Genomic DNA, 22,836 nt, shown 5'->3' with positions numbered 1-22,836 from the left:
CACTATGAGTGCTCTTTCAAAGGAATGGTGCGCGGCCGCTCCAGCCAGGCGCCGGCGCCGTCGGGCACGATTTCCACGACATCGACCTGGGTAGGGCTGATGGCGACGATGCGGCCGTCGTTGCGGCCCAGGTAGTCGCCGACCTTCAGGCGATGCACCCCGCCTGCGCCGCGCAACAGCGCAAACGAGCCCGAGGCATTGGCGATCGTGCCGACCATTTCGAACTGCTCGATATTGAATCCTTCAAGATATTGCTTGACCCGGTTAGGGTCGGGTTTGACGTTGCGCGAGCCGTGTTTCTGCCCGGCCAGATAGACCCGCGCCTGCCGCGAAAACGGACTGCGCAGGTTGGCGGCGCTGTAAGTGAATGTGGGGTAAGACCGGAATGTCGGCGTTGGTTCAATCCTGCCCGCCGGACGCAGACGCACTTCGTTGAGGTACGCGTCGAGGTCGCTGAAGTCATCACCGCCACCGCAGCCGCTCAGCGCCAGCACCATGGGCAGGACGAGATAACGAATCGGGGTCATTTCTCCAGCCCCTTGTCGTTATAGCGGTACGTCTTGGCAAGAATGCTCATGCGCAGCTTCGTCCCGCCCTCGGGATTGGCTGGCGCCAGTTCGAAATCGTGCAGAGTGACAATTCGTGGCAGCCCGGCGACGCCGCTGACGAAGGTCGCGAGGTCGTGATAGGCGCCTGTCACGGTGATCTGGATCGGCAGCTCGATGTAGAACGGCTGGGTCACTTCCGGCAGCAGCTTGATTTCCTCGAATTCCAGGCCGCTGCCCAGACCAGTGCGGGTGATGTCTTCGAGCAGGCCCGGCACTTCAGTGTCGCTGGGCAATTGCCGCAGCAATACGCCGAAGGTGTTTTCCATTTCCTTCATTTGCTGGGTATACAGCTCAAGGTTCGCCGACAGCCGCGCCTTGCTGGCGAATTGTTCCTTGAGGGTGGTTTCCTCTTCGCGCTTGAGGTCGAGCTGATTTTCCATGTCGCTGATGAAGAAGTAATAGCCAAGCGCGAGGATCAACACCATCACCAGCGCACCGCACAGGGTTTTTACCGCCGGGGGCCAGGAGCCGATGTTGCTGGTGTCGAGGTCGTTGAAATCGATATTGCGCAGGCTTTGCAGCCATTCGGAGGCGTTCATTGCTCGTCCTCCACAACCTTGGGCTGAGTCTGACGGACGGTAAGCTGGAAGACATTGGCCTGTTCGACCTGATCGGCGCTGGTGGCCTTGACCTCATTCAGGCTTGGCGCGTCGAACCAGTCGGACGCGTCGAGATTGCGCATCAGCTCGGAGACCCGGTTGTTCGACTCCGCCGCGCCACTGATGGACAGGGTCTTGCCGGCCATTTTCACATCGGTGAAATACACGCCGTCCGGCAGGGTACGCGCCAGTTGGTCGAAGACCCGCCCGCTGATCTGCCGATTGCCCTGCAGGTCCTGGATGATGCGCATGCGCTCGACCAGTTGCTGGCGGCGCGCCTTGAGTTCGCTGATCTGTTTGATGCGTTCGTCGACCACGGCAATCTGTTTGCCGATGTAATCGTTGCGCGCCATCTGCCGCTCGATCGCTGCGGTGATGATCTGGTCGGCAATCAGCACCGCGCCGATCGAGCCGGCCAGCACGCCGATCAGGACCAGCAGAAAGCGTTTGCGCCGTTCTTCGCGGCGTTCCTCGCGCCAGGGGAGAAGGTTGATCCGCGCCATCAGTCGAAACTCCTGAGCGCGAGCCCGCAGGCAATCATCAAGGCTGGCGCGTCGCTGGCCAGCGCTCCTGCGTTGACCTTGCTGCCCAAGGCCATGTCGGCGAATGGGTTGGCGACCTGCGTCGGCGTGTCCAGCCGCTGTTCGATCAGACGGTCCAGGCCGGGCACCGAGGCGGTGCCGCCGGCCAACAGGATATGGTCGACCGCGTTGTACTGCCCGGAGGCGAAGAAGAACTGCAGCGAACGCGAGACTTGCTGCACCAGCGCCTCGCGAAATGGCTGCAAGACCTCGCTGACGTAATCGTCAGGCAGCCCGCCCTGTTTTTTCGCCAGGCCCGCCTGTTCGACCGTGAGGCCGTAGCGGCGCTGGATCTCTTCGGTGAGCTGGCGTCCGCCGAACAATTGCTCTCGGGTATAGATGATCTTGCCGTTGTGCAGGACGCTGAGAGTGGTCATGGTCGCACCGATGTCGACCACCGCCACGGTCAGGCGCTCCTGGGAGGCCGCCAGATGCGTCGCCAGCAGACCGAACGAGCGCTCGAGGGCGTAGGCCTCGACGTCCACCACCCGCGCGGTCAGGCCGGCGAGCGCCAGCGCCGCTTCACGCACCTCGACGTTTTCCTTGCGACAGGCGGCAAGCAGCACGTTGACCCGATCCGGGTTGCGCGGCGAGACGCCCTGGACTTCAAAATCGATGGCGACTTCGTCCAGCGGATAGGGAATGTATTGGTCGGCCTCGATCTTGAGCTGGTTTTCCAGTTCGTCGTCAGACAGCCCGGCGTCCATCTCGATGACCTTGGTGATCACCGCAGAACCGGCCACCGCCACCGCCACGCTCTTGACCCCGGTTCGCGCTTTCACCAGCAACCGGCTCAGCGCCTGGCCGACGCCTTCGAGGTCGGCGATGTTCTTTTCGACCACGGCGTTCGCCGGCAACGGCTCCACCGCATAGGCCTCGACCCGGTAGCGCTCGCCCTGACGGCTCAGTTCCAGCAGCTTCACCGACGTGGAGCTGATGTCGATCCCCAGTAACGCATTGGTCTTTTTATTGAAGAGTCCCAGCACTACCAATTCCCTATGACTTTCCGTGAGTTACGGACTCTGTAATACGCATTGCGTTCCTTCACCCCCGTCTTGACAGAAGCGCCAATGACGCCCCCGACGGAAAAGTGCTTATAATGCCCAGCGATTTTTTCCGCTTTTTACTGCCAGCGCGGATGGCTCTGTGTGTAACCGCAGCCCCGTGCCAAATTCATTCTTTGCCCTGGATGTCCAAAAGCCTTGATTCGTCTGCTGAAATTTTTCGGTTGGTCCATCGTCGCCGTTTTCTGCGGACTGCTCTTAGGTCTCAGCGGCGCCTTTCTTTACCTTAGTCCGGGTTTGCCGTCTGTGGAGGCGCTGAGAAGCATTCAGTTGCAGATTCCTCTGCGCGTCTACAGCAGCGACAACAAGTTGATCGCAGAATTTGGCGAAATGCGCCGTACACCGATTCGTTTCGCCGACATTCCGCCCAACTTCATCAATGCGTTACTAAGTGCTGAAGACGACAATTTTGCCAACCACTATGGCGTCGACCCGAGCAGCCTGATGCGCGCGGCGACGCAACTGGTCAAGAGCGGACATATTCAGTCCGGCGGCAGCACCATCACCATGCAGGTGGCGAAGAACTTCTTCCTCACCAGCGAGCGCAGCTTCTCGCGCAAAACCACCGAAATTCTTCTGGCCCTGCAGATCGAACGACAACTGACCAAGGACGAGATTCTTGAGCTGTACGTCAACAAGATCTACCTGGGCAACCGCGCCTACGGCATCGAGGCGGCGGCGCAGGTGTATTACGGCAAATCGATCCGTGACATCAGCCTGGCGCAGATGGCGATGATCGCCGGTCTGCCAAAAGCACCGTCGCGTTTCAACCCGCTGGCCAACCCGGCGCGCAGCAAAGAACGCCGCGACTGGATCCTCGGGCGCATGTATAAGCTGGGCAAGATCAGCGAAGCCGACTACACCGCGGCGATCAACGAGCCGCTGAACGCCAGCTACCACGTGCCGACCCCGGAAGTGAACGCACCGTACATCGCCGAAATGGCCCGTGCCGAAATGGTCGGCCGTTATGGCAGCGACGCCTACACCGAAGGCTTCCGTGTCACCACCACGGTGCCAAGCAATCTGCAGGAAATGGCCAACACCGCGCTGCACGAAGGCTTGATGACCTACGACCAGCGCCACGGCTACCGTGGCCCCGAGTCGCGCCTGCCGGGCAAGACCCGCGAAGCCTGGGCCAGCGAGCTGACCAAGCAGCGCACCATCAGCAGCCTCGAACCTGCGATCGTCACCCAGGTCGATAAAACCGGCCTGCAGGTGTTGACCCGCACCGGTGAAGAGCACGTAGCCTGGGACACGATGAAATGGGCGCGACCGTTCCTCAACACCAACAGCATGGGCGCCAACCCGCGCCAGCCGTCGGATGTGGCGCAGGTCGGTGATTTGATCCGCGTGCAGCGCCAGACGGACAATTCGCTGAAATTCAGCCAGATACCACAGGCTCAGGGCGCACTGGTGTCGCTGGATCCGCAAAACGGTGCGATCCGTTCGCTGGTGGGTGGCTTCGCTTTCGAGCAGAGCAACTACAACCGCGCCATGCAGGCCAAGCGTCAGCCGGGTTCGAGCTTCAAGCCATTCGTTTACAGCGCCGCGCTGGATAACGGCTACACCGCTGCCAGCCTGGTCAACGATGCGCCGATCGTGTTCGTCGACGAGTACCTGGACAAGGTCTGGCGCCCGAAGAACGACACCAACACCTTCCTCGGCCCGATCCGCCTGCGTGAAGCGCTGTACAAGTCGCGCAACCTGGTGTCGATCCGCCTGTTGCAGGCCATGGGCGTGGGCAAGACCATCGACTACATCACCCGCTTCGGCTTCAACAAGCAGGACCTGCCGCCGAACCTGTCGCTGGCACTCGGCACCGCAACGCTGACGCCGATGGAAATCGCCACTGGCTGGAGCACCTTTGCCAACGGTGGCTACAAGATCACCCCGTACATCATCGACAAGATCGAAAGCCGTAACGGTGACACTTTGTTCGTCGCCAACCCGCCGACCGTGCCACAGGGTGGCGCGGCGACCGACGGTATCGCTGCGCCGGCTACCGAGTCGTTCACGGTCAATGCCGCTCCGGTTGCCGGTGAAGCGTCGGCCAATCCGGCAGTGCCGCAAGCGCCGGCCGTGGCCGAACGGATTGTCGATGGACGTACCACCTACATCCTCAACAGCATGCTGCAGGACGTAATCAAACTCGGCACCGGCCGGCGCGCACTGGCCATGGGCCGCAGTGACATCGCGGGCAAGACCGGTACCACCAACGAATCGAAAGATGCCTGGTTCTCTGGCTACAACGCTGATTACGTAACCACGGTGTGGACTGGTTTCGACCAACCGGAAAGCCTCGGACGCCGTGAGTTCGGCGGTACTGTGGCGCTGCCAATATGGATGAATTACATGTCGGCCGCGCTGAAAGACAAGCCGCCGCATGTGCAGCCTGAGCCAGAAGGCTTGCTCAGCCTGCGGGTAGACCCGGTCAGCGGCCGTGCAGCAACACCGAGCACACCGGGCGCATACTTCGAACTGTTCAAGGCCGAAGACACGCCGCCGTCGGTGAACGAGCTGGGCAACGGCGCAGTGCCAGGCAGCCCGCTGCCGGCGGATGAACAGGCGCCGATCGATTTGTTCTGATCCTGATGCCGCAAAAAGCCCCCGTCTTCGTGAGAAGTGCGGGGCTTTTTATTACCCGAAGATCAAAAGCCCCTCACCCTAACCCTCTCCAAGAGGGAGAGGGGACTTACCGAGTTGTCTGGGGTCAAACACCGACCTGAAAGTGTGGTGTCGATTATGGATTCAAAACCATACATTCAGGTCGGCGTAGCTCCCAAGCGTCCCCCAATCAGTCCCCTCTCCCCTCTGGGAGAGGGTTAGGGTGAGGGGCTCTTGATCTTCAGGCAAAAAAAACCCCGACTCTCACGAGCCGGGGCTTTTGTTTGAAACGCTACAACGACTTAGCCGTTGAACACGTCATCCACGCTTTTCAGCGGGTAGTTCTTCGGATACGGCAGAGTAGCAACGCCGGTCTCGATCGCGGCCTTGGCCACGGCGTCGGAGATCAGGGTGATCAGGCGCTTGTCCATTGGCTTCGGAATGATGTACTCACGGCCGAACTCCAGCGGAGCACCGCCGTAGGCATCGCACACGTCCTGTGGAACAGGCAGTTTGGCAAGTTCGCGCAGGGCGTTGGCGGCGGCGACTTTCATTTCTTCGTTGATGCGCTTGGCGCGAACGTCCAGGGCACCACGGAAGATGAACGGGAAGCCCAGTACGTTGTTGACCTGATTCGGGTAGTCCGAACGGCCGGTTGCCATGATCACATCGCTACGGGTGGCGTGCGCCAGTTCCGGGGAGATTTCCGGATCCGGGTTGGAGCAGGCGAACACGATCGGGTTGGCCGCCATCGACAGCAGGCCTTCGGCGCTCAGCAGGTTCGGACCGGATAGACCGACGAATACGTCAGCGCCTGCCAGTGCGTCTGCCAGGGTGCGCTTCTCGGTAGCGTGGGCGAACACGGCTTTGTACTGGTTCAGGTCGTCACGGCCGGAGTGGATCACGCCGGTACGGTCAACCATGAAGATGTTTTCGATGCGAGCGCCCATGCTCACCAGCAGTTTCATGCAGGAGATGGCGGCAGCGCCGGCGCCCAGGCAGACGATTTTTGCTTCCGGCAGGGTTTTGCCAGCGATTTCCAGGGCGTTGATCATGCCGGCAGCGGTCACGATTGCGGTGCCATGCTGGTCATCGTGGAACACCGGAATGTCGCACTGCTCGATCAGAGCGCGTTCGATCTCAAAGCACTCTGGCGCCTTGATGTCTTCCAGGTTGATGCCACCGAAGGTGATGGAGATGCGCTTGACGGTGTCGATGAAGGCTTGCGGGCTTTCCGAGTCGACTTCGATGTCGAATACGTCGATGCCGGCGAAACGCTTGAACAGTACGCCCTTGCCTTCCATCACAGGCTTGGACGCCAACGGGCCGAGGTTGCCCAGGCCGAGAATCGCGGTGCCATCGGAAATGACTGCCACCAGGTTGCCCTTGCCGGTGTATTTGTAGGCCAGTTCAGGATCGCGAGCGATCTCGCGTACTGGTTCAGCTACGCCGGGGCTGTAGGCCAGCGACAGGTCGCGGGCGGTAGCAGTGGCCTTGGTGAGCTCGACACTCAGCTTCCCCGGACGAGGATTGGCGTGGTATTCGAGAGCGGCAGTTTTCAGATCAGACATTTTGGCATTCCGCTTTTTTACTGTTGGACAGACTGGTCAGCGAGGATACGCGCCTCGCAAAGTCCCCACAAGACTGGGCAGTCACCGCTGTCAAGCGCCCTGCCCTACGACTTTGGGCCAAGAGCCACGGCGCACAAGGGCTGGACTGTTCACAATCAACCGGAAAAATGTCTACAATTTTTCTTCAGCGCGGTACGTGCAGCATCGAAGGATCGGTCAACGGCAGCACCCAGCGCGCCTGACCTTTTTGCAATCCACCGCGCCGGGATCGGTCAACCACCCAGCCACGCGCCTCGATCTGCCTGCTTTTCAGCGCTTCCAGATCAGCACTGTCAAATCGTCCGAGCAGATTGGGTGCAACCCGCAATACAACCCTGTCCTGCAACTCGATCCAGATTCCGCCGCGATTGCGCTGCACCTTGCTCACCCGACCGCTGACTACGGCAAAGCCCGAACGCTGGATCTCCTGCGCTTTCTGCACCGGCGATTGCCGCCAGAGACCAAGCCCGGCCTGTCGAGCGCTGCGTTCGGCGGCCTGCTGGCAGGCGACCAGGTCGACATTCGGCGCGACCGCAACGTGAAAACCCAGGCCATCGGCAAGCATTAGCGCTTCGAGATTCACTCCGCTGACGCTGTAAACATGCGCGAGCGTACGGCCGTAATGGTCTTTCGCCTGCTTGCCGGGCCGCAAGCCGACCCGGCCGCCGCTGTCATCGACCAGCGCTTGCAGGCGTTTACGCGCCGCCACGGCGAACGGTTCGTCGCTGCGGCCCTGCTTGCCCAGCTCCGGCGTATTGAGGCCGATCATGCGCACATTGCGCCCGTCGCTCAGGCGCAGGGTGTCGCCATCGACCACCCGCTGCACGGAGACGCTGGTCAGCCCTGCGGGTGTCGGGCAGAACGCCTGGGCGGCGGACAGCCAAATCGCAGACACAAAAAAGGCGCCCGCAAGGGACGCCTTTTTCATCAGTCTGGAGAAGTCGAAACGACCTTCCAAAATGATCAGCCTCAGGCTTTTTTGCCGACGCCGAAAGTAGCGAAACGGTCTGCGAACTTCTGCACACGGCCGCCGGTGTCCAGAGTCTTCTGCTTACCGGTGTAGAACGGGTGGCATTCGTTGCAAACGTCGATCGCCAGGGCTTTGCCGTAGGTCGAACGAGTTTCGAACTTGTTACCGCAGCTGCAGGTAACAGCAATTTCCGGGTAGTTCGGATGGATATCGGCTTTCATGGTGTCTTCCTCAGGCTAGCGTGCCGCCACCCAACACTATTGTTGAATACCGCACGTAATTAGGCCGCGGATTCTACCAGACCTTTTCAATCGCGCAAGCTGTCACCGAGACCGACCGTCTGCTAGGCTCCCGGCCTTGAACGCACTTCCCTGGGGGAGCGAGCCTGCTCGCGAAGGCGCCATGGCAGTCGACACATGTGTTGCCTGACCCACCGCCTTCGCGAGCAGGCTCGCTCCCACAGGTCATGCATATCCGATCATTTTGCGTATCGAGATCCCCCCGCGTGCCCGACGCCATTTTGCGCCTTGCCCTGCCTTCGCCTTTGCGCCGCCTGTTCGATTACCGGGCGCCGGCCGGGGTGCGGCGTGAGCAATTGCAGCCGGGCATGCGCTTGCGGGTGCCGTTCGGTCGGCGCGAGATGATCGGGATTCTGGTCGAGGTCACCGACACCAGCGAGGTGCCGGCAGAAAAACTCAAACCGGCACTGGCCCTCCTCGACTCGACTTCACCGCTGCCGCCGGCGCTGTTCAAGCTGTGCCTGTGGACGGCGCAGTATTATCAGCACAGCCTCGGCGACACCTTGAACTGGGCCTTGCCAGTGCTGCTGCGTCAGGGCGAGCTGGCCGAAGCCCGCCAGGAACGCTTCTGGTCGGTGGCCCCCGGCGCCAGCGTCGATGACCCGCGAGTGGCCCGTGCGCCACGCCAGCGCGAGGCGCTGACCACGCTGGCCCAGCACCCCCACGGCGTCGCCCATCAGTTGCTGAGCAAACTGATGCTGAGCAAGGACAGCCTCGATCTGCTGCTGGCCAAGGGACTGGTGCAAGTCGAAATCCGCCGCCACGCCCCCGGCGTCCGCCATGAACACTGGCTGGCACAACCGGAGCTGCCGCTCAACAGCGAACAACGCGCGGCGTATGAAGCGATTCGCGCCGGTTTCGACAGTTATCACGCGTTTCTCCTGGCCGGCGTCACCGGCAGCGGCAAGACCGAAGTCTATCTGCAACTGATCCGCGAAACCCTCGAAGCCGGCAAGCAAGCCTTGGTGCTGATTCCGGAGATCAACCTCGGCCCGCAAACCCTGGCGCGTTTCGAACAGCGCTTCAATGCGCGTATCGCCCTGCTGCATTCGGCAGTGAATGATCGCGAACGCCTCGACGCGTGGCTCGCCGCCCGCGATGGCGAGGCCGACATTATTATCGGCACCCGTTCGGCGCTGTTCACGCCGATGAAAAATCCCGGGCTGATCATCATCGATGAAGAGCACGACGGCTCCTATAAACAGCAGGAAGGTCTGCGCTACCACGCTCGCGATCTGGCACTGGTACGCGCGCGGCAGGAAAACATCCCGATCGTGCTCGGCTCCGCCACGCCGTCGCTGGAAAGTCTGCACAACGCTTACACCGGCCGCTATGGCCTGTTGCGCCTGAACGAACGCGCCGGCGGCGCCAAGCAACCGCGCTTCCTGCGGCTGGACGTGAAAAGCCGTCCGCTCGACAGCGGTATTTCCGGACCGATGCAGCAAGCCATCGGCCAGACCCTCGCCAACGGCCAGCAGGTGCTGGTGTTCCTCAACCGTCGCGGCTTTGCCCCGACCCTGCTCTGCCACGATTGCGGCTGGATGTCCGAGTGCTCGCGCTGCGATGCGCGCATGACCGTGCATCAACGTTACGGCGAGTTGCGCTGCCACCACTGCGGCAACGTCGAGCGCACGCCGCGCCAGTGCCCGAAGTGCAGCAAGGTCGATCTGCGCCCCGTCGGCGCCGGCACCGAACGCGCCGAAGAACGCCTGGCGATTCTGTTCCCGGATTACCCGGTACTGCGCGTCGATCGCGACAGCACCTCGCGCAAGGACGCGATGAATCAGCTGTTTGCGACGATTCAAAAGGGTCAGCCGTGCATTCTGGTGGGCACGCAGATGTTGGCCAAAGGGCACCATTTCCCAAGGGTGACGCTGGTATCGATTCTGGATGCCGACGGTGGCCTGTTTTCCGGCGACTTCCGCGCCAGCGAGCGCATGGCGCAGTTGATCGTCCAGGTCGCCGGGCGCGCCGGCCGGGCTGAGGAGCCGGGCAGGGTGATCATCCAGACGCATTTGGCCGACCACCCTTTATTGGTGCAACTGACCGAGCAAGGATATTTCGCCTTTGCCGAACAAGCCTTGAGCGAGCGCCGCGCCGCGGGGTTGCCGCCGTTTGCCCATTTGGCGCTGTTGCGTGCCGAAGCGCACAAGCCGGGGCAGGCGGAAGGCTTTCTCGATGAAGCGTGCAGCGCGGCCGAACGCTTGCTGGCCGAATTGAATCTGAGCGGCATCGAGTTGCTCGGGCCGGTGCCGGCGCCGATGGAGCGCCGAGCCGGTCGTTATCGCGCCCAGCTGTTGTTACAGGCGACCGCGCGGGCACCGCTGCACCGCTTGCTGGCGAGCTGGATGCTGGTGCTGGAGCAGATGCCGAGTGGGCGGGCGGTGCGCTGGTCGCTGGATGTTGATCCGGTGGATCTGTATTGAGCTGAAGATCGCTTTCGCGAGCAGGCTCGCTCCCACAGTGGATCAGCGCCGTACATACCTTGTGTGTCCTGCGCAAAACCTTGTGGGAGCGAGCCTGCTCGCGAAAGCGGACTTTTTGTCACCACATATCCACATCCTGCCTGCTAAGGTTGGCAAGCCCGTCTTCGCAACGGATAATGCCCAGTTTTTCCACCCGCGCATCGATGCGCCCGCCGCGCTTGCGGTCGAAAGAGAAGACCATGAAAGACACCATTCGCCAGCTGATCCAGCAAGCCCTCACCCAACTCGTCAACGAAGGTGTGTTGCCTGAAGGCCTGACGCCGGCGATCCAGGTGGAGAACGCCCGCGACAAGACCCACGGCGACTTCGCCAGCAACATCGCCATGATGCTGGCCAAGCCGGCCGGCATGAAGCCACGGGATCTGGCGGAGAAAATCATCGCCGCACTGCCCGCTGACGAGAACGTCACCAAGGCCGAAATCGCCGGCCCGGGCTTCATCAATTTTTTCCAGAACACCCAGGCACTGGCCTCGCGCCTCGACGCCGCACTGGCCGACGCCCATGTCGGCGTGCGCAAGGCCGGCCCGGCGCAGCGCACCGTGGTCGATCTGTCGGCGCCGAACCTGGCCAAAGAGATGCACGTCGGCCACTTGCGCTCGACCATCATCGGCGACGGCGTGGCCCGCGTGCTTGAGTTCCTCGGCGACGAAGTGATCCGCCAGAACCACGTCGGCGACTGGGGCACCCAGTTCGGCATGTTGATGGCGTACCTGCAGGAAAACCCGATCACCAGCGACGAATTGTCCGATCTGGAAAACTTCTACCGTGCGGCCAAGCAGCGTTTCGACGAGTCCGAAGAATTTGCCGATCGCGCCCGTGGCCTGGTGGTCAAGTTGCAGGCTGGCGATGCCGAATGCCTGGCACTGTGGACCAAGTTCAAGGACATCTCGCTGTCGCACTGCCAGAAGATCTACGAACTGCTCAACGTCAAACTGACCATGGCCGACGTGATGGGCGAAAGCGCCTACAACGACGACCTGATCAACGTGGTCAACGACCTGAAAGCAGCGGGCATGCTGGTCGAGAGCAACGGCGCCCAGTGCGTGTTCCTCGACGAGTTCAAGAACGCCGATGGCGACCCGCTGCCGGTGATCATCGTCAAGGCCGATGGCGGTTACCTGTACGCCACCACTGACCTGGCGGCCGTGCGCTACCGCAGCGGCAAGCTCAAGGCTGATCGCGCGTTGTATTTCGTCGACCAGCGCCAGGCCCTGCACTTCCAGCAGGTCTTCGCGGTGGCGCGCAAGGCCGGTTTCGTCACCCATCCGATGGAAATGGAGCACATGGGGTTCGGCACCATGAACGGCGCCGATGGGCGTCCGTTCAAGACCCGTGATGGCGGCACCGTGAAGCTGATCGACCTGCTGACCGAAGCCCAGGAACGTGCCTACAACCTGGTGAAAGAGAAGAACCCGACCCTGGCCGAAGACGAGTTGCGCAACATCGCCAAGGTCGTCGGCATCGGCGCGGTGAAATACGCCGACCTGTCCAAGCATCGCACCAGCGACTACAGCTTCAACTTCGACCTGATGCTCAATTTCGAAGGCAACACCGCGCCGTACCTGCTGTACGCCTACACCCGTGTGGCCGGTGTGTTCCGCAAACTGGGCAAGGACTTCAGCGAAGTCGACGGCCAGATCGTCCTCGAAGCGGCGCACGAGCAGGAGCTGGCGGCGAAGCTGGCGCAGTTCGGCGAAGTGCTGAACAACGTGGCTGAAAAAGGCACGCCGCACATTCTCTGCACTTACCTGTACGACGTCGCCGGCCTGTTCTCCAGCTTTTACGAGAACTGCCCGATCCTCGCCGCCGACACCCCGGCACAGATGCAGAGCCGTCTGCGTCTGGCCGCACTGACCGGTCGCACCCTCAAGCAAGGCCTGGAGCTGTTGGGTCTGGAAACTCTGGAGCGTATGTAAGTTGGCTGCCAAGAAAAAACCTGCACCCAAACGCGGCGCCAGCCGCTATCAGGCCCCGGCGAAACAACCGATTCCGGGCTGGCTGTGGATGGCCATCGGCCTGACCGTCGGCGCGTTCATCGTGTTTCTGATGAAACTGGAACCGGGCAAGGGCAGCGACACGGTCAAGCGCGAGAAGGTCGAACAGCAGCAGAAAGCGTCGAAGATCGCCGAGGCCAACAAGACCCCGCCGAGCCCGACGCAACCGGTGAAACCGAAGTACGACTTCTACACCCTGCTGCCGGAATCGGAAGTGATCGTGCCGCCGGACGCGGTGCCGGAAAAGACCCTGCCGACGCCGCAAGTGCCGGCCGTCCCGACCACGCCGGTAACCCCGGCCGAAGCGGCGAAGATCGACACCGCACGGGCACAGGCAGCTCTGGCGGGGATCACGCCGCCGCCAGCGCCACCGGTGAGCAAGGCCGCGCCAGTGACCAAGTTTTTCCTCCAGGCCGGTTCGTTCCGCAAGGAAACCGATGCCGACAAGGTTCGCGCGCAGATCATTCTGCTCGGCCAGGCCGTGTCGGTGGAGTCCGGCACGGTCAAGGATGAAACCTGGTATCGCGTGCTGGTCGGCCCGTTCAGCAACCGTGAACAACTGACCACGGCGCAGAAACAACTGGCTGGCGCCGGCTTCAGCAACCTGTTGTTACAACAACGCCAGAGCCGCTAAGGCTCTCAGAGGTCAGCTGCAACTTGCAGGTGACCTTCAAACTTTGTGGCGAGGGGATTTATCCCCGTTTGGCTGCGGAGCAGCCCTGAAACCAGCCATTGCGGTGCAGCAGGCATACCGCAAATGATGGTTTCGCGACTGCTCCGCAGCCGAACGGGGATAAATCCCCTCGCCACAGTCATCACACACACCATTCGTCTCCCATCGTCCCTGCCGGTTGAAATCCCCTCCAGCACCCCCATATGAATGGGCATAAGGCATTTTCGCCCCGCTGCGTGGAGACTCTTCCCTTGACCACCATCGTTTCAGTCCGCCGCCACGGCAAAGTCGTCATGGGCGGCGACGGCCAGGTTTCTCTCGGCAACACCGTGATGAAAGGCAACGCCAAAAAAGTCCGTCGCCTGTACCACGGCCAGGTCATCGCCGGTTTCGCCGGTGCCACCGCCGACGCCTTCACCCTGTTCGAACGTTTCGAAGGCCAGCTCGAAAAACATCAGGGTCACCTGATCCGCGCCGCCGTCGAACTCGCCAAAGAATGGCGCACCGACCGCTCCCTGAGCCGCCTCGAAGCGATGCTCGCGGTCGCCAACAAGGACGCCTCGCTGATCATCACCGGCAACGGTGACGTGGTCGAACCCGAAGATGGCCTGATCGCCATGGGTTCCGGCGGCGCCTACGCGCAAGCCGCCGCCAGCGCCCTGCTGAAAAAGACCGACTTGTCAGCGCGCGAGATCGTCGAAACCGCTCTCGGCATCGCTGGCGACATCTGCGTATTCACCAACCACACCCAGACCATTGAGGAGCAGGATCTCGCTGAGTAAGCCTGTTGCGGCCCGTGTGCCACGGCTTGTTTCTGCTTGAGGACCGTCAATTATTATGTCCATGACTCCCCGCGAAATCGTCCACGAACTCAACCGCCATATCATCGGCCAGGACGATGCCAAGCGCGCCGTCGCGATTGCCCTGCGCAACCGCTGGCGCCGCATGCAGCTGCCTGAAGAGCTGCGCGTTGAGGTGACCCCGAAGAACATCCTGATGATCGGCCCGACCGGTGTCGGTAAAACCGAGATCGCCCGTCGCCTGGCGAAACTGGCCAATGCGCCGTTCATCAAGGTCGAAGCGACCAAATTCACCGAAGTCGGTTATGTCGGCCGTGACGTCGAGTCGATCATCCGTGATCTGGCCGATGCCGCGATCAAGATGCTCCGCGAACAGGAAATGACCCGCGTACGCCACCGCGCCGAAGACGCTGCCGAGGACCGCATCCTCGACGCGTTGCTGCCGCCGGCACGCATGGGCTTCAGCAATGAAGAGGCGCAGAGTTCCGATTCCAACACGCGTCAGCTGTTCCGCAAGCGTCTGCGCGAAGGCCAGTTGGACGACAAGGAAATCGAGATCGAAGTCGCCGAAGTCTCCGGCATCGAGATCGCCACGCCGCCAGGCATGGAAGAGATGACCAACCAGCTGCAATCGCTGTTTGCCAACATGGGCAAGGGCAAGAAGAAGTCGCGCAAGCTCAAGGTCAAGGAAGCGCTGAAACTGGTGCGCGATGAAGAAGCCGGGCGTCTGGTCAACGAAGAAGAACTGAAGGCCAAGGCGCTGGAAGCGGTCGAGCAGCACGGTATCGTCTTCATCGACGAGATCGACAAGGTCGCCAAGCGCGGCAATGTCGGCGGCGCCGATGTCTCCCGTGAAGGCGTACAGCGCGACCTGCTGCCGCTGATCGAAGGCTGCACCGTCAACACCAAGCTGGGCATGGTCAAGACTGACCACATCCTGTTCATCGCCTCCGGCGCGTTCCACTTGAGCAAGCCAAGCGATCTGGTGCCGGAGCTGCAAGGTCGTCTGCCGATCCGCGTCGAGCTCAAGGCCCTGAGCCCGGAAGACTTCGAACGCATCCTCAGCGAACCGCACGCCTCGCTCACCGAGCAATACTGCGCGCTGCTGAAAACCGAAGGCCTGAACATCCAGTTCCAGCCCGAGGGCATCAAGCGTCTGGCGGAGATCGCCTGGCAGGTCAACGAGAAAACCGAGAACATCGGTGCCCGTCGCCTGCACACCCTGCTTGAGCGTCTGCTCGAAGAGGTGTCGTTCAGCGCCGGCGACCTGGCCAGCGCCCACGATGACAAGGCGATTCTGATCGACGCCGACTACGTCAACAGCCACCTCGGCGAATTGGCGCAGAACGAAGATCTGTCCCGTTATATCCTGTAAGCCATACTTACAGCGGTAGCGGACCCTGTGGGAGCGAGCCTGCTCGCGAAGAGGTCGTGTCAGGCGGTATCAATGCCGTCTGACCCGCCGCTTTCGCGAGCAGGCTCGCTCCCACATTTGAATCAGGGTCGCCCACACATCGGACGCCAGCCCATGAATCGAATCCCCACCGACATCAAACTGCACAAAGCCTCGAAAACCCTGACGCTCACTTACGCGTCCGGCGAGGAATTCACCCTGCCCGCGGAGTTTCTGCGCGTGCACTCCCCCTCCGCCGAGGTCCAGGGCCACGGCAAACCGATCCTGCAATTCGGCAAGCTCAACGTGGGTCTGAGCAAGCTGGAGCCGGCCGGCAACTATGCACTGAAACTGACCTTCGACGACGGTCACGACAGCGGCCTGTTCACTTGGGAATACCTCTATGAACTCGGCAAGCGCCAGAACGAACTCTGGGACGATTATCTTGCCGAGCTGCGCGCTGCCGGAAAATCCCGCGATCCGAACGAGTCGTTCGTCAAGCTGATGCTCTAGGCCGTGGCTCTTGCTCTTTAGAGGGCATTTTCTAACTTCATCTGTTTGAATGCTCCGCGCATATGGCCCCGGATCGGCCGCTTGCGAAAAAAATTAAACTCGGGTAACCAATGGAGCTGGCAAGTTCCCTGCAGTGCTCTACGACTGTAAAGCAGCTATGCAGAATCAACGGTCACCCGAGCAGTAGTACCCGGCATTGGCTGTGGAAGCGACAGCGTGAAACCGGGTACTCGTCTCAGGACAATGGAGCGTCGTAGATGAGTGACAAGAATAACGATGACCTGAAGTACCAAGCCTCGGAAAACACTCTGGGGCTTAACCCCGTCGTCGGGCTGCGCGGAAAGGATCTGCTGGCCTCTGCTCGAATGGTGCTGAAACAGGCCATCAGACAACCGATTCACAGCGTCAGGCACGTGACCCATTTCGGCCTCGAGCTGAAGAACGTGCTGCTGGGTAAGTCCGCGCTGCAACCGGCCGGTGACGACCGCCGTTTCGCCGACCCGGCGTGGAGCCAGAACCCGCTGTACAAACGTTATCTGCAAACCTACCTGGCCTGGCGCAAGGAACTGCATGCCTGGATCGATGACAGCAGCCTGCCCCCCAAGGACATCGCTCGCGGCCATTTCGTCATCAACCTGATGACCGAAGCCATGGCGCCGACCAACACGGCGGCCAACCCGGCGGCGGTCAAACGCTTCTTCGAAACCGGCGGCAAAAGCCTGCTCGATGGCCTCTCGCATCTGGCCAAGGATCTGGTGCACAACGGCGGCATGCCGAGCCAGGTCAACATGGGCGCGTTCGAGGTCGGCAAGAGCCTGGGCGTCACCGAAGGTGCTGTGGTGTTCCGCAATGATGTGCTGGAGCTGATCCAGTACCGGCCGATCACCGAGCAGGTCCACGAACGCCCGCTGCTGGTAGTGCCGCCGCAGATCAACAAGTTCTACGTCTTCGACTTGAGCCCGGACAAGAGCCTGGCGCGCTTCTGCCTGCGCAACAACGTGCCGACCTTCATCATCAGCTGGCGCAACCCGACCAAGGCCCAGCGCGAGTGGGGCCTGTCTACCTACATCGAAGCGCTGAAAGAAGCCGTCGATGTGGTCACGGCGATCACCGGCAGCAAAGATGTGAACATGCTCGGCGCCTGCTCCGGCGGCATCACCTGCACCGCCCTGCTCGGCCACTACGCCGCCCTCGGCGAGAACAAGGTCAACGCCCTCACCCTGCTGGTCAGCGTGCTCGACACCACCCTGGACAGCGACGTCGCCCTGTTCGTCGATGAGCAGACTCTGGAGACCGCCAAGCGCCACTCCTACCAGGCCGGCGTGCTCGAAGGCAAAGACATGGCCAAGGTCTTCGCCTGGATGCGCCCCAACGATCTGATCTGGAACTACTGGGTCAACAACTACCTGCTCGGCAATGAGCCGCCAGTGTTCGACATTCTGTTCTGGAACAACGACACCACCCGCCTGCCCGCTGCGTTCCACGGCGACCTGATCGAGATGTTCAAAAACAATCCACTGATCCGCCCCAATGCACTGGAAGTGTGCGGCACGCCGATCGACCTCAAGCAGGTCACCGCCGACATCTTCTCGCTGGCCGGCACCAACGATCACATCACGCCGTGGAAGTCCTGCTACAAGTCGGCGCAACTGTTCGGCGGTAAAGTTGAATTCGTGCTGTCGAGCAGCGGCCATATCCAAAGCATCCTCAACCCGCCGGGCAATCCGAAATCGCGTTACATGACCAGCGAAGAGATGGCGGCGACTGCCGATGACTGGCAGGAAAACTCGACCAAGCACACCGATTCCTGGTGGCTGTACTGGCAGGCATGGCTGGCCGAGCGCTCGGGCAACCTGAAAAAGGCCCCGACGAAATTGGGCAACAAAGCGTACCCGGCAGGCGAGGCTTCGCCGGGCACTTATGTTCACGAGCGGTAACTGACACCACCCATTGTGGGAGAGGGCCTTGTGGCGAGGGGATTTATCCCCGTTGGGTTGCGAAGCGACCCCGAATCCTGAAACCGTGATTTGTCAGACGCACCGCGGCTACTCGATTCACGACTGCTTCGCAGCCGAACGGGGATAAATCCCCTCACCACAAGGTCCGCTCCTACAGGAATACGGGTGGACTTGAAATCTACAGGGCCTCACGCATGCCGCAACCGTTCATATTCCGCACCGTCGATCTGGATGGCCAGACCCTCCGCACGGCGGTGCGTCCCGGCAAGCCTCATTTGACGCCTCTGCTGATTTTCAACGGCATCGGCGCCAACCTGGAGCTGGTGTTCCCGTTTGTCGCGGCGCTCGACCCGGATCTGGAAGTGATCGCCTTCGACGTGCCAGGGGTCGGCGGCTCGTCGACGCCGAACCGGCCGTATCGCTTCCCCGGCCTGGCCAAACTGACGGCGCGGATGCTCGACTATCTCGACTACGGTAAGGTCAATGTGATCGGCGTGTCGTGGGGCGGCGCCCTGGCGCAGCAGTTTGCCTACGACTACCCCGAGCGCTGCAAGAAACTGGTACTGGCGGCGACCGCGGCCGGTGCGGTGATGGTCCCCGGCAAACCGAAAGTGCTGTGGATGATGGCCAGCCCGCGCCGCTACATTCAGCCATCCCATGTGATCCGCATCGCGCCGATGATCTACGGCGGCTCGTTCCGCCGCGATCCGACGCTGGCGGCCAGCCATGCGGCGAAAGTGCGCTCGGCGGGCAAGCTCGGTTACTACTGGCAGCTGTTCGCCGGCCTCGGCTGGACCAGCATCCACTGGCTGCACAAGATCCATCAGCCGACGCTGGTGCTGGCCGGCGATGACGACCCACTGATTCCGCTGATCAACATGCGCATGCTCGCCTGGCGCATTCCCAACGCGCAGTTGCACATCATCGATGACGGCCATCTGTTCCTGATCACTCGCGCCGAAGCGGTGGCGCCGATCATCATGAAGTTTCTCGAAGAGGAGCGTCTGCGCGCAGTCATGCACCCGCATCCGACCCCGCTCGGCGGCTGATCGCGGCGGCCTGCTTTATGCAGCACTTTCCAAATCAAGCGCGCGGCAGGACGCCGCGCAGGCAGCAACCGGTAACAGCGTCTATGGTGTTCTGGTTCGGTGAGTGTGTTTTTGCCCTGAAGACGAAGGAGTGTTGAGTCATGCGCGAAAAACCAGCGACGGGCGTGGTGCCCAGCCCCGCCGTGTTTATCAACGCCCAAAGTGCGATCGCCGGTCTGCGTGGCAGGGATCTGCTGTCGACACTGCGCAGCGTCGCCGCCCACGGCTTGCGCAATCCGTTGCACAGCGCCAGGCACGCGCTGAAGCTTGGCGGGCAGTTGGGGCGCGTGCTGCTCGGCGAAACCCTGCACCCGACCAATCCGCAAGACAGCCGCTTCGCCGATCCGGCGTGGAGCCTCAACCCGTTCTACCGGCGCAGCCTGCAGGCGTATCTGGCCTGGCAGAAACAGGTCAAGAGCTGGATCGATGAAGGCGACATGAGCCCTGAAGATCGTGCCCGTGCGCACTTCGCTTTCACTCTGCTCAATGACGCCGTAGCGCCCTCCAACACCCTGCTCAATCCGCTGGCGGTCAAGGAGCTGTTCAATTCCGGCGGGCAGAGTCTGGTGCGTGGCCTGAGCCATCTGTTCGATGATCTGTTGCACAACGACGGCCTGCCACGGCAAGTGACCAAGCAGGCGTTCGAGGTCGGCAAAACCGTAGCGACCACCACTGGGGCTGTGGTGTTTCGCAATGAAATGTTCGAGTTGATCCAGTACAAATCGATGAGCGAAAAGCAGTACGCCAAGCCCTTGCTGGTGGTGCCGCCGCAAATCAACAAGTACTACATCTTCGATCTGAGCCCGCAGAACAGCTTCGTCCAGTACGCCCTGAAAAACAGCCTGCAGACCTTCATGATCAGCTGGCGCAACCCTGATGTGCGCCATCGCGAGTGGGGCCTGTCGAGTTACGTCGAAGCGGTCGAAGAAGCGATGAACATCTGCCGGGCGATTACCGGCGCGCGTGAAGTGAACCTGATGGGCGCCTGCGCCGGCGGCCTGACCATTGCCGCCCTGCAAGGGCATTTGCAGGCCAAACGGCAACTGCGCCGGGTCGCCAGCGCGACTTACCTGGTCAGTCTGCTCGACAGCCAGATCGAAACCCCGGCGACGCTGTTCGCCGACGAGCAAACACTGGAAGCGGCCAAACGTCGCTCGTACCAGCGAGGCGTGCTCGACGGTCGCGACATGGCCAAGGTCTTCGCCTGGATGCGCCCCAACGATTTGATCTGGAGCTATTTCGTCAACAACTACCTGCTGGGCAAGGAGCCGCCAGCCTTCGACATCCTCTACTGGAACAACGACAACACGCGCCTGCCGGCGGCGCTGCACGGCGATCTGCTGGACTTCTTCAAGCACAACCCGCTGATCCACGCTGGCGGTCTCGAGGTGTGCGGTACGCCGATCGATCTGCAGAAGGTCAATGTCGACAGCTTCAGCGTCGCCGGCATGAACGACCACATCACGCCGTGGGACGCGGTGTATCGCTCGACCCTGCTGCTCGGTGGCGAACGACGTTTCGTGCTGTCCAACAGCGGCCACGTGCAGAGCATCCTCAACCCGCCGAGCAACCCGAAAGCTGCCTACGTCGAGAACGCCAAACTGAGCAGCGACCCGCGTGCCTGGTACTACGATGCCAAACACGTCGACGGCAGCTGGTGGCCGCAGTGGCTGGAATGGGTCGCCCAACGCTCCGGCGCTCTGAATGAGACTCGCACCACCCTCGGCAATCCGAACTATCCACCGATGGAAGCAGCACCTGGCACCTATGTGCATGTGCGCTGACGCTCAACCGAAATTTTCTAAGAAGACTGGATGAAAACCCGCGACCGGATCCTCGAATGTGCGCTGCAACTGTTCAACGAAAAGGGTGAACCGAACGTTTCCACCATGGAGGTGGCCAACGAAATGGGGATCAGCCCGGGCAATCTCTACTACCACTTCCACGGTAAGGAACCGCTGATTCTCGGCCTGTTCGAACGCTTCCAGCACGAGCTCGCGCCCCTGCTCGACCCACCGCCGGACGTTGAACTGGCGCCGGAGGATTACTGGCTGTTTCTGCATTTGATCGTCGAGCGCCTGGCGCAATACCGGTTCCTGTTCCAGGACCTGTCGAACCTCGCCGGGCGCTTGCCGAAACTGGCCAAGGGGATTCGCAATCTGCTCAATGCGCTGAAGCGGACGCTGGCGTCGTTGCTGGCGCGATTGAAGGCTTCGGGGCAACTGGTCAGCGATACCCAGGCATTGGGGCAACTGGTGGAGCAGGTGACCATGACGTTGCTGTTCTCGCTGGATTACCAGCGGATTCTTGATCGTGAGGGAGAGGTTCGGTTGGTGGTTTATCAGATCATGATGCTGGTGGCGCCGCATTTGCTGCCGCCGGTGAAGGTGGCGACAGAGCGGATGGCCTTGCAATACCTTGAGGATCACGACTGACCCGAAAAGCCCCTCACCCTAACCCTCTCCCGGAGGGAGAGGGGACTGATTGGGGGATGTTCGCGAGCTACGCCGACCTGAGCGAGCTTCTTTGAATCGATAATCGACTCGATTTGTTCAGGTCGACGTATGACGCAGGACACCTCGGTCGGCTCCCTCTCCTTGGGGAGAGGGCTGGGGTGAGGGGCCGCTTGGAATGCACAAACAAAAACGCCCGACCCTCACAGGCCGGGCGTTTTTGATTTGCCCTGAAATCAGGACTGACTGGATGGCGTCGACGGTGTCGATGCTGCAGTCGGAGTAGCGGCTGCCGTAGGTGCCGCAGCGGAGTTTGCCGCGTTGGCCGGAGCTGTTGGAGCAGTCGATGGTGCGGCGGCCGGTTTCGGCGCAGCGGCTTTCGGCGCGGCCGGTTTTTTCACTGCTGGCTTTTTCGCCGCAGCCGGTTTGGCCGCAGGCTTCGCAGCGGGTTTGGCGGCAGCAGTTTTCGCTGCTGGCTTGGCCGCTGGTTTCGCTGCAGCTTTAGCCGCAGGTTTTGCTGCTGCTTTGGTTGCCGGTTTGGCAGCGGCCTTGGCGGCAACCGGTTTGGCTGCCGCTTTGGCCGCAGGCTTGGCGGCCGCAGTTTTGGTCGCAGCTTTCGCAGCCGGTTTTGCTGCCGCTTTGGTCAGTGGCTTGGCTGCGGTTTTCGCCGCAGGTTTGGCCGCTGCAGTTTTACTGGCAGGTTTCGCCGCAGCGGTTTTCGCCGCCACAGGCTGAGCTTTCAGACCGGTGAGTTTTTCAATCTGCCTGGTCAGCGTATCGACCTTGGCGTTGAGCGCCTTGACCTCATTGCGGCTCGGCACACCCAGGCGCGAAATCGCGCTGTTCAGGCGCTTGTCGAAAGCCCCTTCCAGCTCGTCCCACTTGCCCAGTGCGCGATCTTTCACGCCGCTGATACGCGACTTGGCCGAGGAGGTCGAGTCCTCGACTTTCTTGCCGACGGCAGTCTTGGTGAGCTTCTCGGCTTTCTCGCCGTCTTTGACCAATGCATCGAAGAGTTTGCTGCCGTCAGTGTCGATCTTCGAGTACACGCCTAAACCAGCCAGCCAGATTTTGCGGGAGTAGGACTCGACCTTCCCGACCCACGAGCTGCTTTCTTTATCGGTGTTCTTTTTGCCAGCCATC

General features: G+C 61.5%; 20 protein-coding genes. 11 read left to right on the top strand and 9 right to left on the bottom strand.

What is annotated here, in order from left to right; all coding sequences use genetic code 11:
• Window positions 1-2: 2 nt before the first annotated feature.
• The 4 genes from AB4N85_RS23840 to AB4N85_RS23825 are packed head-to-tail and all read right to left on the bottom strand — an operon-like array spanning window position 3 to window position 2,774.
• Window positions 3-527, bottom strand: coding sequence for a pilus assembly protein PilP (locus AB4N85_RS23840; RefSeq protein WP_460066119.1), 525 nt, complete (start codon window positions 525-527; stop codon window positions 3-5).
• Window positions 524-1,147 (bottom strand): type 4a pilus biogenesis protein PilO, encoded by a 624-nt coding sequence (gene pilO, locus AB4N85_RS23835; protein ID WP_041477570.1) that lies wholly within the window; start codon window positions 1,145-1,147, stop codon window positions 524-526. The genes AB4N85_RS23840 and pilO overlap by 4 nt, the downstream gene beginning before the upstream one ends.
• A complete protein-coding gene (locus tag AB4N85_RS23830; RefSeq protein WP_056787334.1) occupies window positions 1,144-1,710 on the bottom strand; it encodes a PilN domain-containing protein in 567 nt (188 codons plus the stop codon). The genes pilO and AB4N85_RS23830 overlap by 4 nt, the downstream gene beginning before the upstream one ends.
• On the bottom strand, window positions 1,710-2,774 hold the full coding sequence (locus AB4N85_RS23825; protein WP_056787331.1) for a pilus assembly protein PilM: 1,065 nt from the start codon (window positions 2,772-2,774) through the stop codon (window positions 1,710-1,712). Before AB4N85_RS23825 ends, AB4N85_RS23830 begins: the two co-directional genes overlap by 1 nt.
• Before the next feature lie 219 nt (window positions 2,775-2,993).
• Between AB4N85_RS23825 and AB4N85_RS23820 the strand changes: the two genes are divergently transcribed.
• Window positions 2,994-5,438, top strand: a complete 2,445-nt coding sequence (locus AB4N85_RS23820; protein ID WP_375709703.1) for a penicillin-binding protein 1A — start codon at window positions 2,994-2,996, stop codon at window positions 5,436-5,438.
• 320 nt (window positions 5,439-5,758) lie between these two features.
• On the opposite strand, the gene AB4N85_RS23815 is transcribed toward AB4N85_RS23820, so the two are convergent.
• The 3 genes from AB4N85_RS23815 to rpmE form a co-directional block, all read right to left on the bottom strand.
• Window positions 5,759-7,027: a malic enzyme-like NAD(P)-binding protein gene (locus tag AB4N85_RS23815; RefSeq protein WP_016772053.1), complete on the bottom strand. Its 1,269-nt coding sequence runs from the start codon at window positions 7,025-7,027 to the stop codon at window positions 5,759-5,761.
• Window positions 7,028-7,211: 184 nt separating this feature from the next.
• The gene (locus AB4N85_RS23810; protein WP_460068388.1) at window positions 7,212-7,994 is read right to left on the bottom strand and encodes a thermonuclease family protein; all 783 of its coding nucleotides are present in this window, start codon (window positions 7,992-7,994) and stop codon (window positions 7,212-7,214) included.
• Between the two features lie 41 nt (window positions 7,995-8,035).
• Entirely contained in the window at window positions 8,036-8,257 is a 222-nt protein-coding gene (gene rpmE, locus AB4N85_RS23805) for a 50S ribosomal protein L31 (RefSeq protein ID WP_041477565.1), read from the bottom strand.
• A gap of 284 nt (window positions 8,258-8,541) precedes the next feature.
• Here rpmE and AB4N85_RS23800 point away from each other — a divergent pair, with 284 nt between their 5' ends.
• A complete protein-coding gene (locus AB4N85_RS23800) occupies window positions 8,542-10,761 on the top strand; it encodes a primosomal protein N' (protein WP_041477564.1) in 2,220 nt (739 codons plus the stop codon).
• Between the two features lie 118 nt (window positions 10,762-10,879).
• On the opposite strand, the gene AB4N85_RS23795 is transcribed toward AB4N85_RS23800, so the two are convergent.
• Complete coding sequence (locus AB4N85_RS23795; protein ID WP_016772057.1) at window positions 10,880-11,002, bottom strand: hypothetical protein; 123 nt, start codon at window positions 11,000-11,002, stop codon at window positions 10,880-10,882.
• On the opposite strand from AB4N85_RS23795, the gene argS reads away from it, so the two are divergent.
• The 9 genes from argS to AB4N85_RS23750 all read left to right on the top strand — a co-directional run bounded on the left by argS (window position 11,001) and on the right by AB4N85_RS23750 (window position 21,675).
• On the top strand, window positions 11,001-12,737 hold the full coding sequence (argS, locus tag AB4N85_RS23790) for an arginine--tRNA ligase (RefSeq protein ID WP_041477563.1): 1,737 nt from the start codon (window positions 11,001-11,003) through the stop codon (window positions 12,735-12,737). The genes AB4N85_RS23795 and argS overlap by 2 nt on opposite strands.
• Window position 12,738: 1 nt before the next feature.
• A complete protein-coding gene (locus AB4N85_RS23785; RefSeq protein WP_076565226.1) occupies window positions 12,739-13,449 on the top strand; it encodes an SPOR domain-containing protein in 711 nt (236 codons plus the stop codon).
• 290 nt (window positions 13,450-13,739) lie between these two features.
• A complete protein-coding gene (hslV, locus tag AB4N85_RS23780) occupies window positions 13,740-14,270 on the top strand; it encodes an ATP-dependent protease subunit HslV (protein ID WP_007968352.1) in 531 nt (176 codons plus the stop codon).
• Window positions 14,271-14,325: 55 nt separating this feature from the next.
• Window positions 14,326-15,663 carry an ATP-dependent protease ATPase subunit HslU gene (gene hslU / locus AB4N85_RS23775; RefSeq protein WP_041477561.1) on the top strand — a complete coding sequence of 446 codons (1,338 nt, stop codon included), beginning with the start codon at window positions 14,326-14,328 and terminating at the stop codon, window positions 15,661-15,663.
• A gap of 153 nt (window positions 15,664-15,816) precedes the next feature.
• Window positions 15,817-16,194 (top strand): gamma-butyrobetaine hydroxylase family protein, encoded by a 378-nt coding sequence (locus AB4N85_RS23770; RefSeq protein ID WP_133337328.1) that lies wholly within the window; start codon window positions 15,817-15,819, stop codon window positions 16,192-16,194.
• Between the two features lie 257 nt (window positions 16,195-16,451).
• Complete coding sequence (phaC, locus tag AB4N85_RS23765; protein WP_460066109.1) at window positions 16,452-18,131, top strand: class II poly(R)-hydroxyalkanoic acid synthase; 1,680 nt, start codon at window positions 16,452-16,454, stop codon at window positions 18,129-18,131.
• Between the two features lie 215 nt (window positions 18,132-18,346).
• Window positions 18,347-19,201: a poly(3-hydroxyalkanoate) depolymerase gene (gene phaZ, locus AB4N85_RS23760; protein WP_076565220.1), complete on the top strand. Its 855-nt coding sequence runs from the start codon at window positions 18,347-18,349 to the stop codon at window positions 19,199-19,201.
• Between the two features lie 140 nt (window positions 19,202-19,341).
• Window positions 19,342-21,024, top strand: a complete 1,683-nt coding sequence (gene phaC / locus AB4N85_RS23755) for a class II poly(R)-hydroxyalkanoic acid synthase (RefSeq protein WP_095181035.1) — start codon at window positions 19,342-19,344, stop codon at window positions 21,022-21,024.
• Between the two features lie 30 nt (window positions 21,025-21,054).
• On the top strand, window positions 21,055-21,675 hold the full coding sequence (locus tag AB4N85_RS23750; protein ID WP_024011259.1) for a TetR/AcrR family transcriptional regulator: 621 nt from the start codon (window positions 21,055-21,057) through the stop codon (window positions 21,673-21,675).
• A gap of 254 nt (window positions 21,676-21,929) precedes the next feature.
• Here AB4N85_RS23750 and AB4N85_RS23745 read toward each other — a convergent pair whose 3' ends face one another.
• Entirely contained in the window at window positions 21,930-22,835 is a 906-nt protein-coding gene (locus AB4N85_RS23745) for a phasin family protein (RefSeq protein ID WP_460066105.1), read from the bottom strand.
• Window position 22,836: the final 1 nt, after the last annotated feature.

The sequence above is a fragment of the Pseudomonas sp. H1_G08 genome (assembly GCF_054681355.1).
The sequence above is the reverse complement of the archived record's forward strand: the minus strand, read 5'-3'. Positions and strand labels throughout refer to the sequence as shown.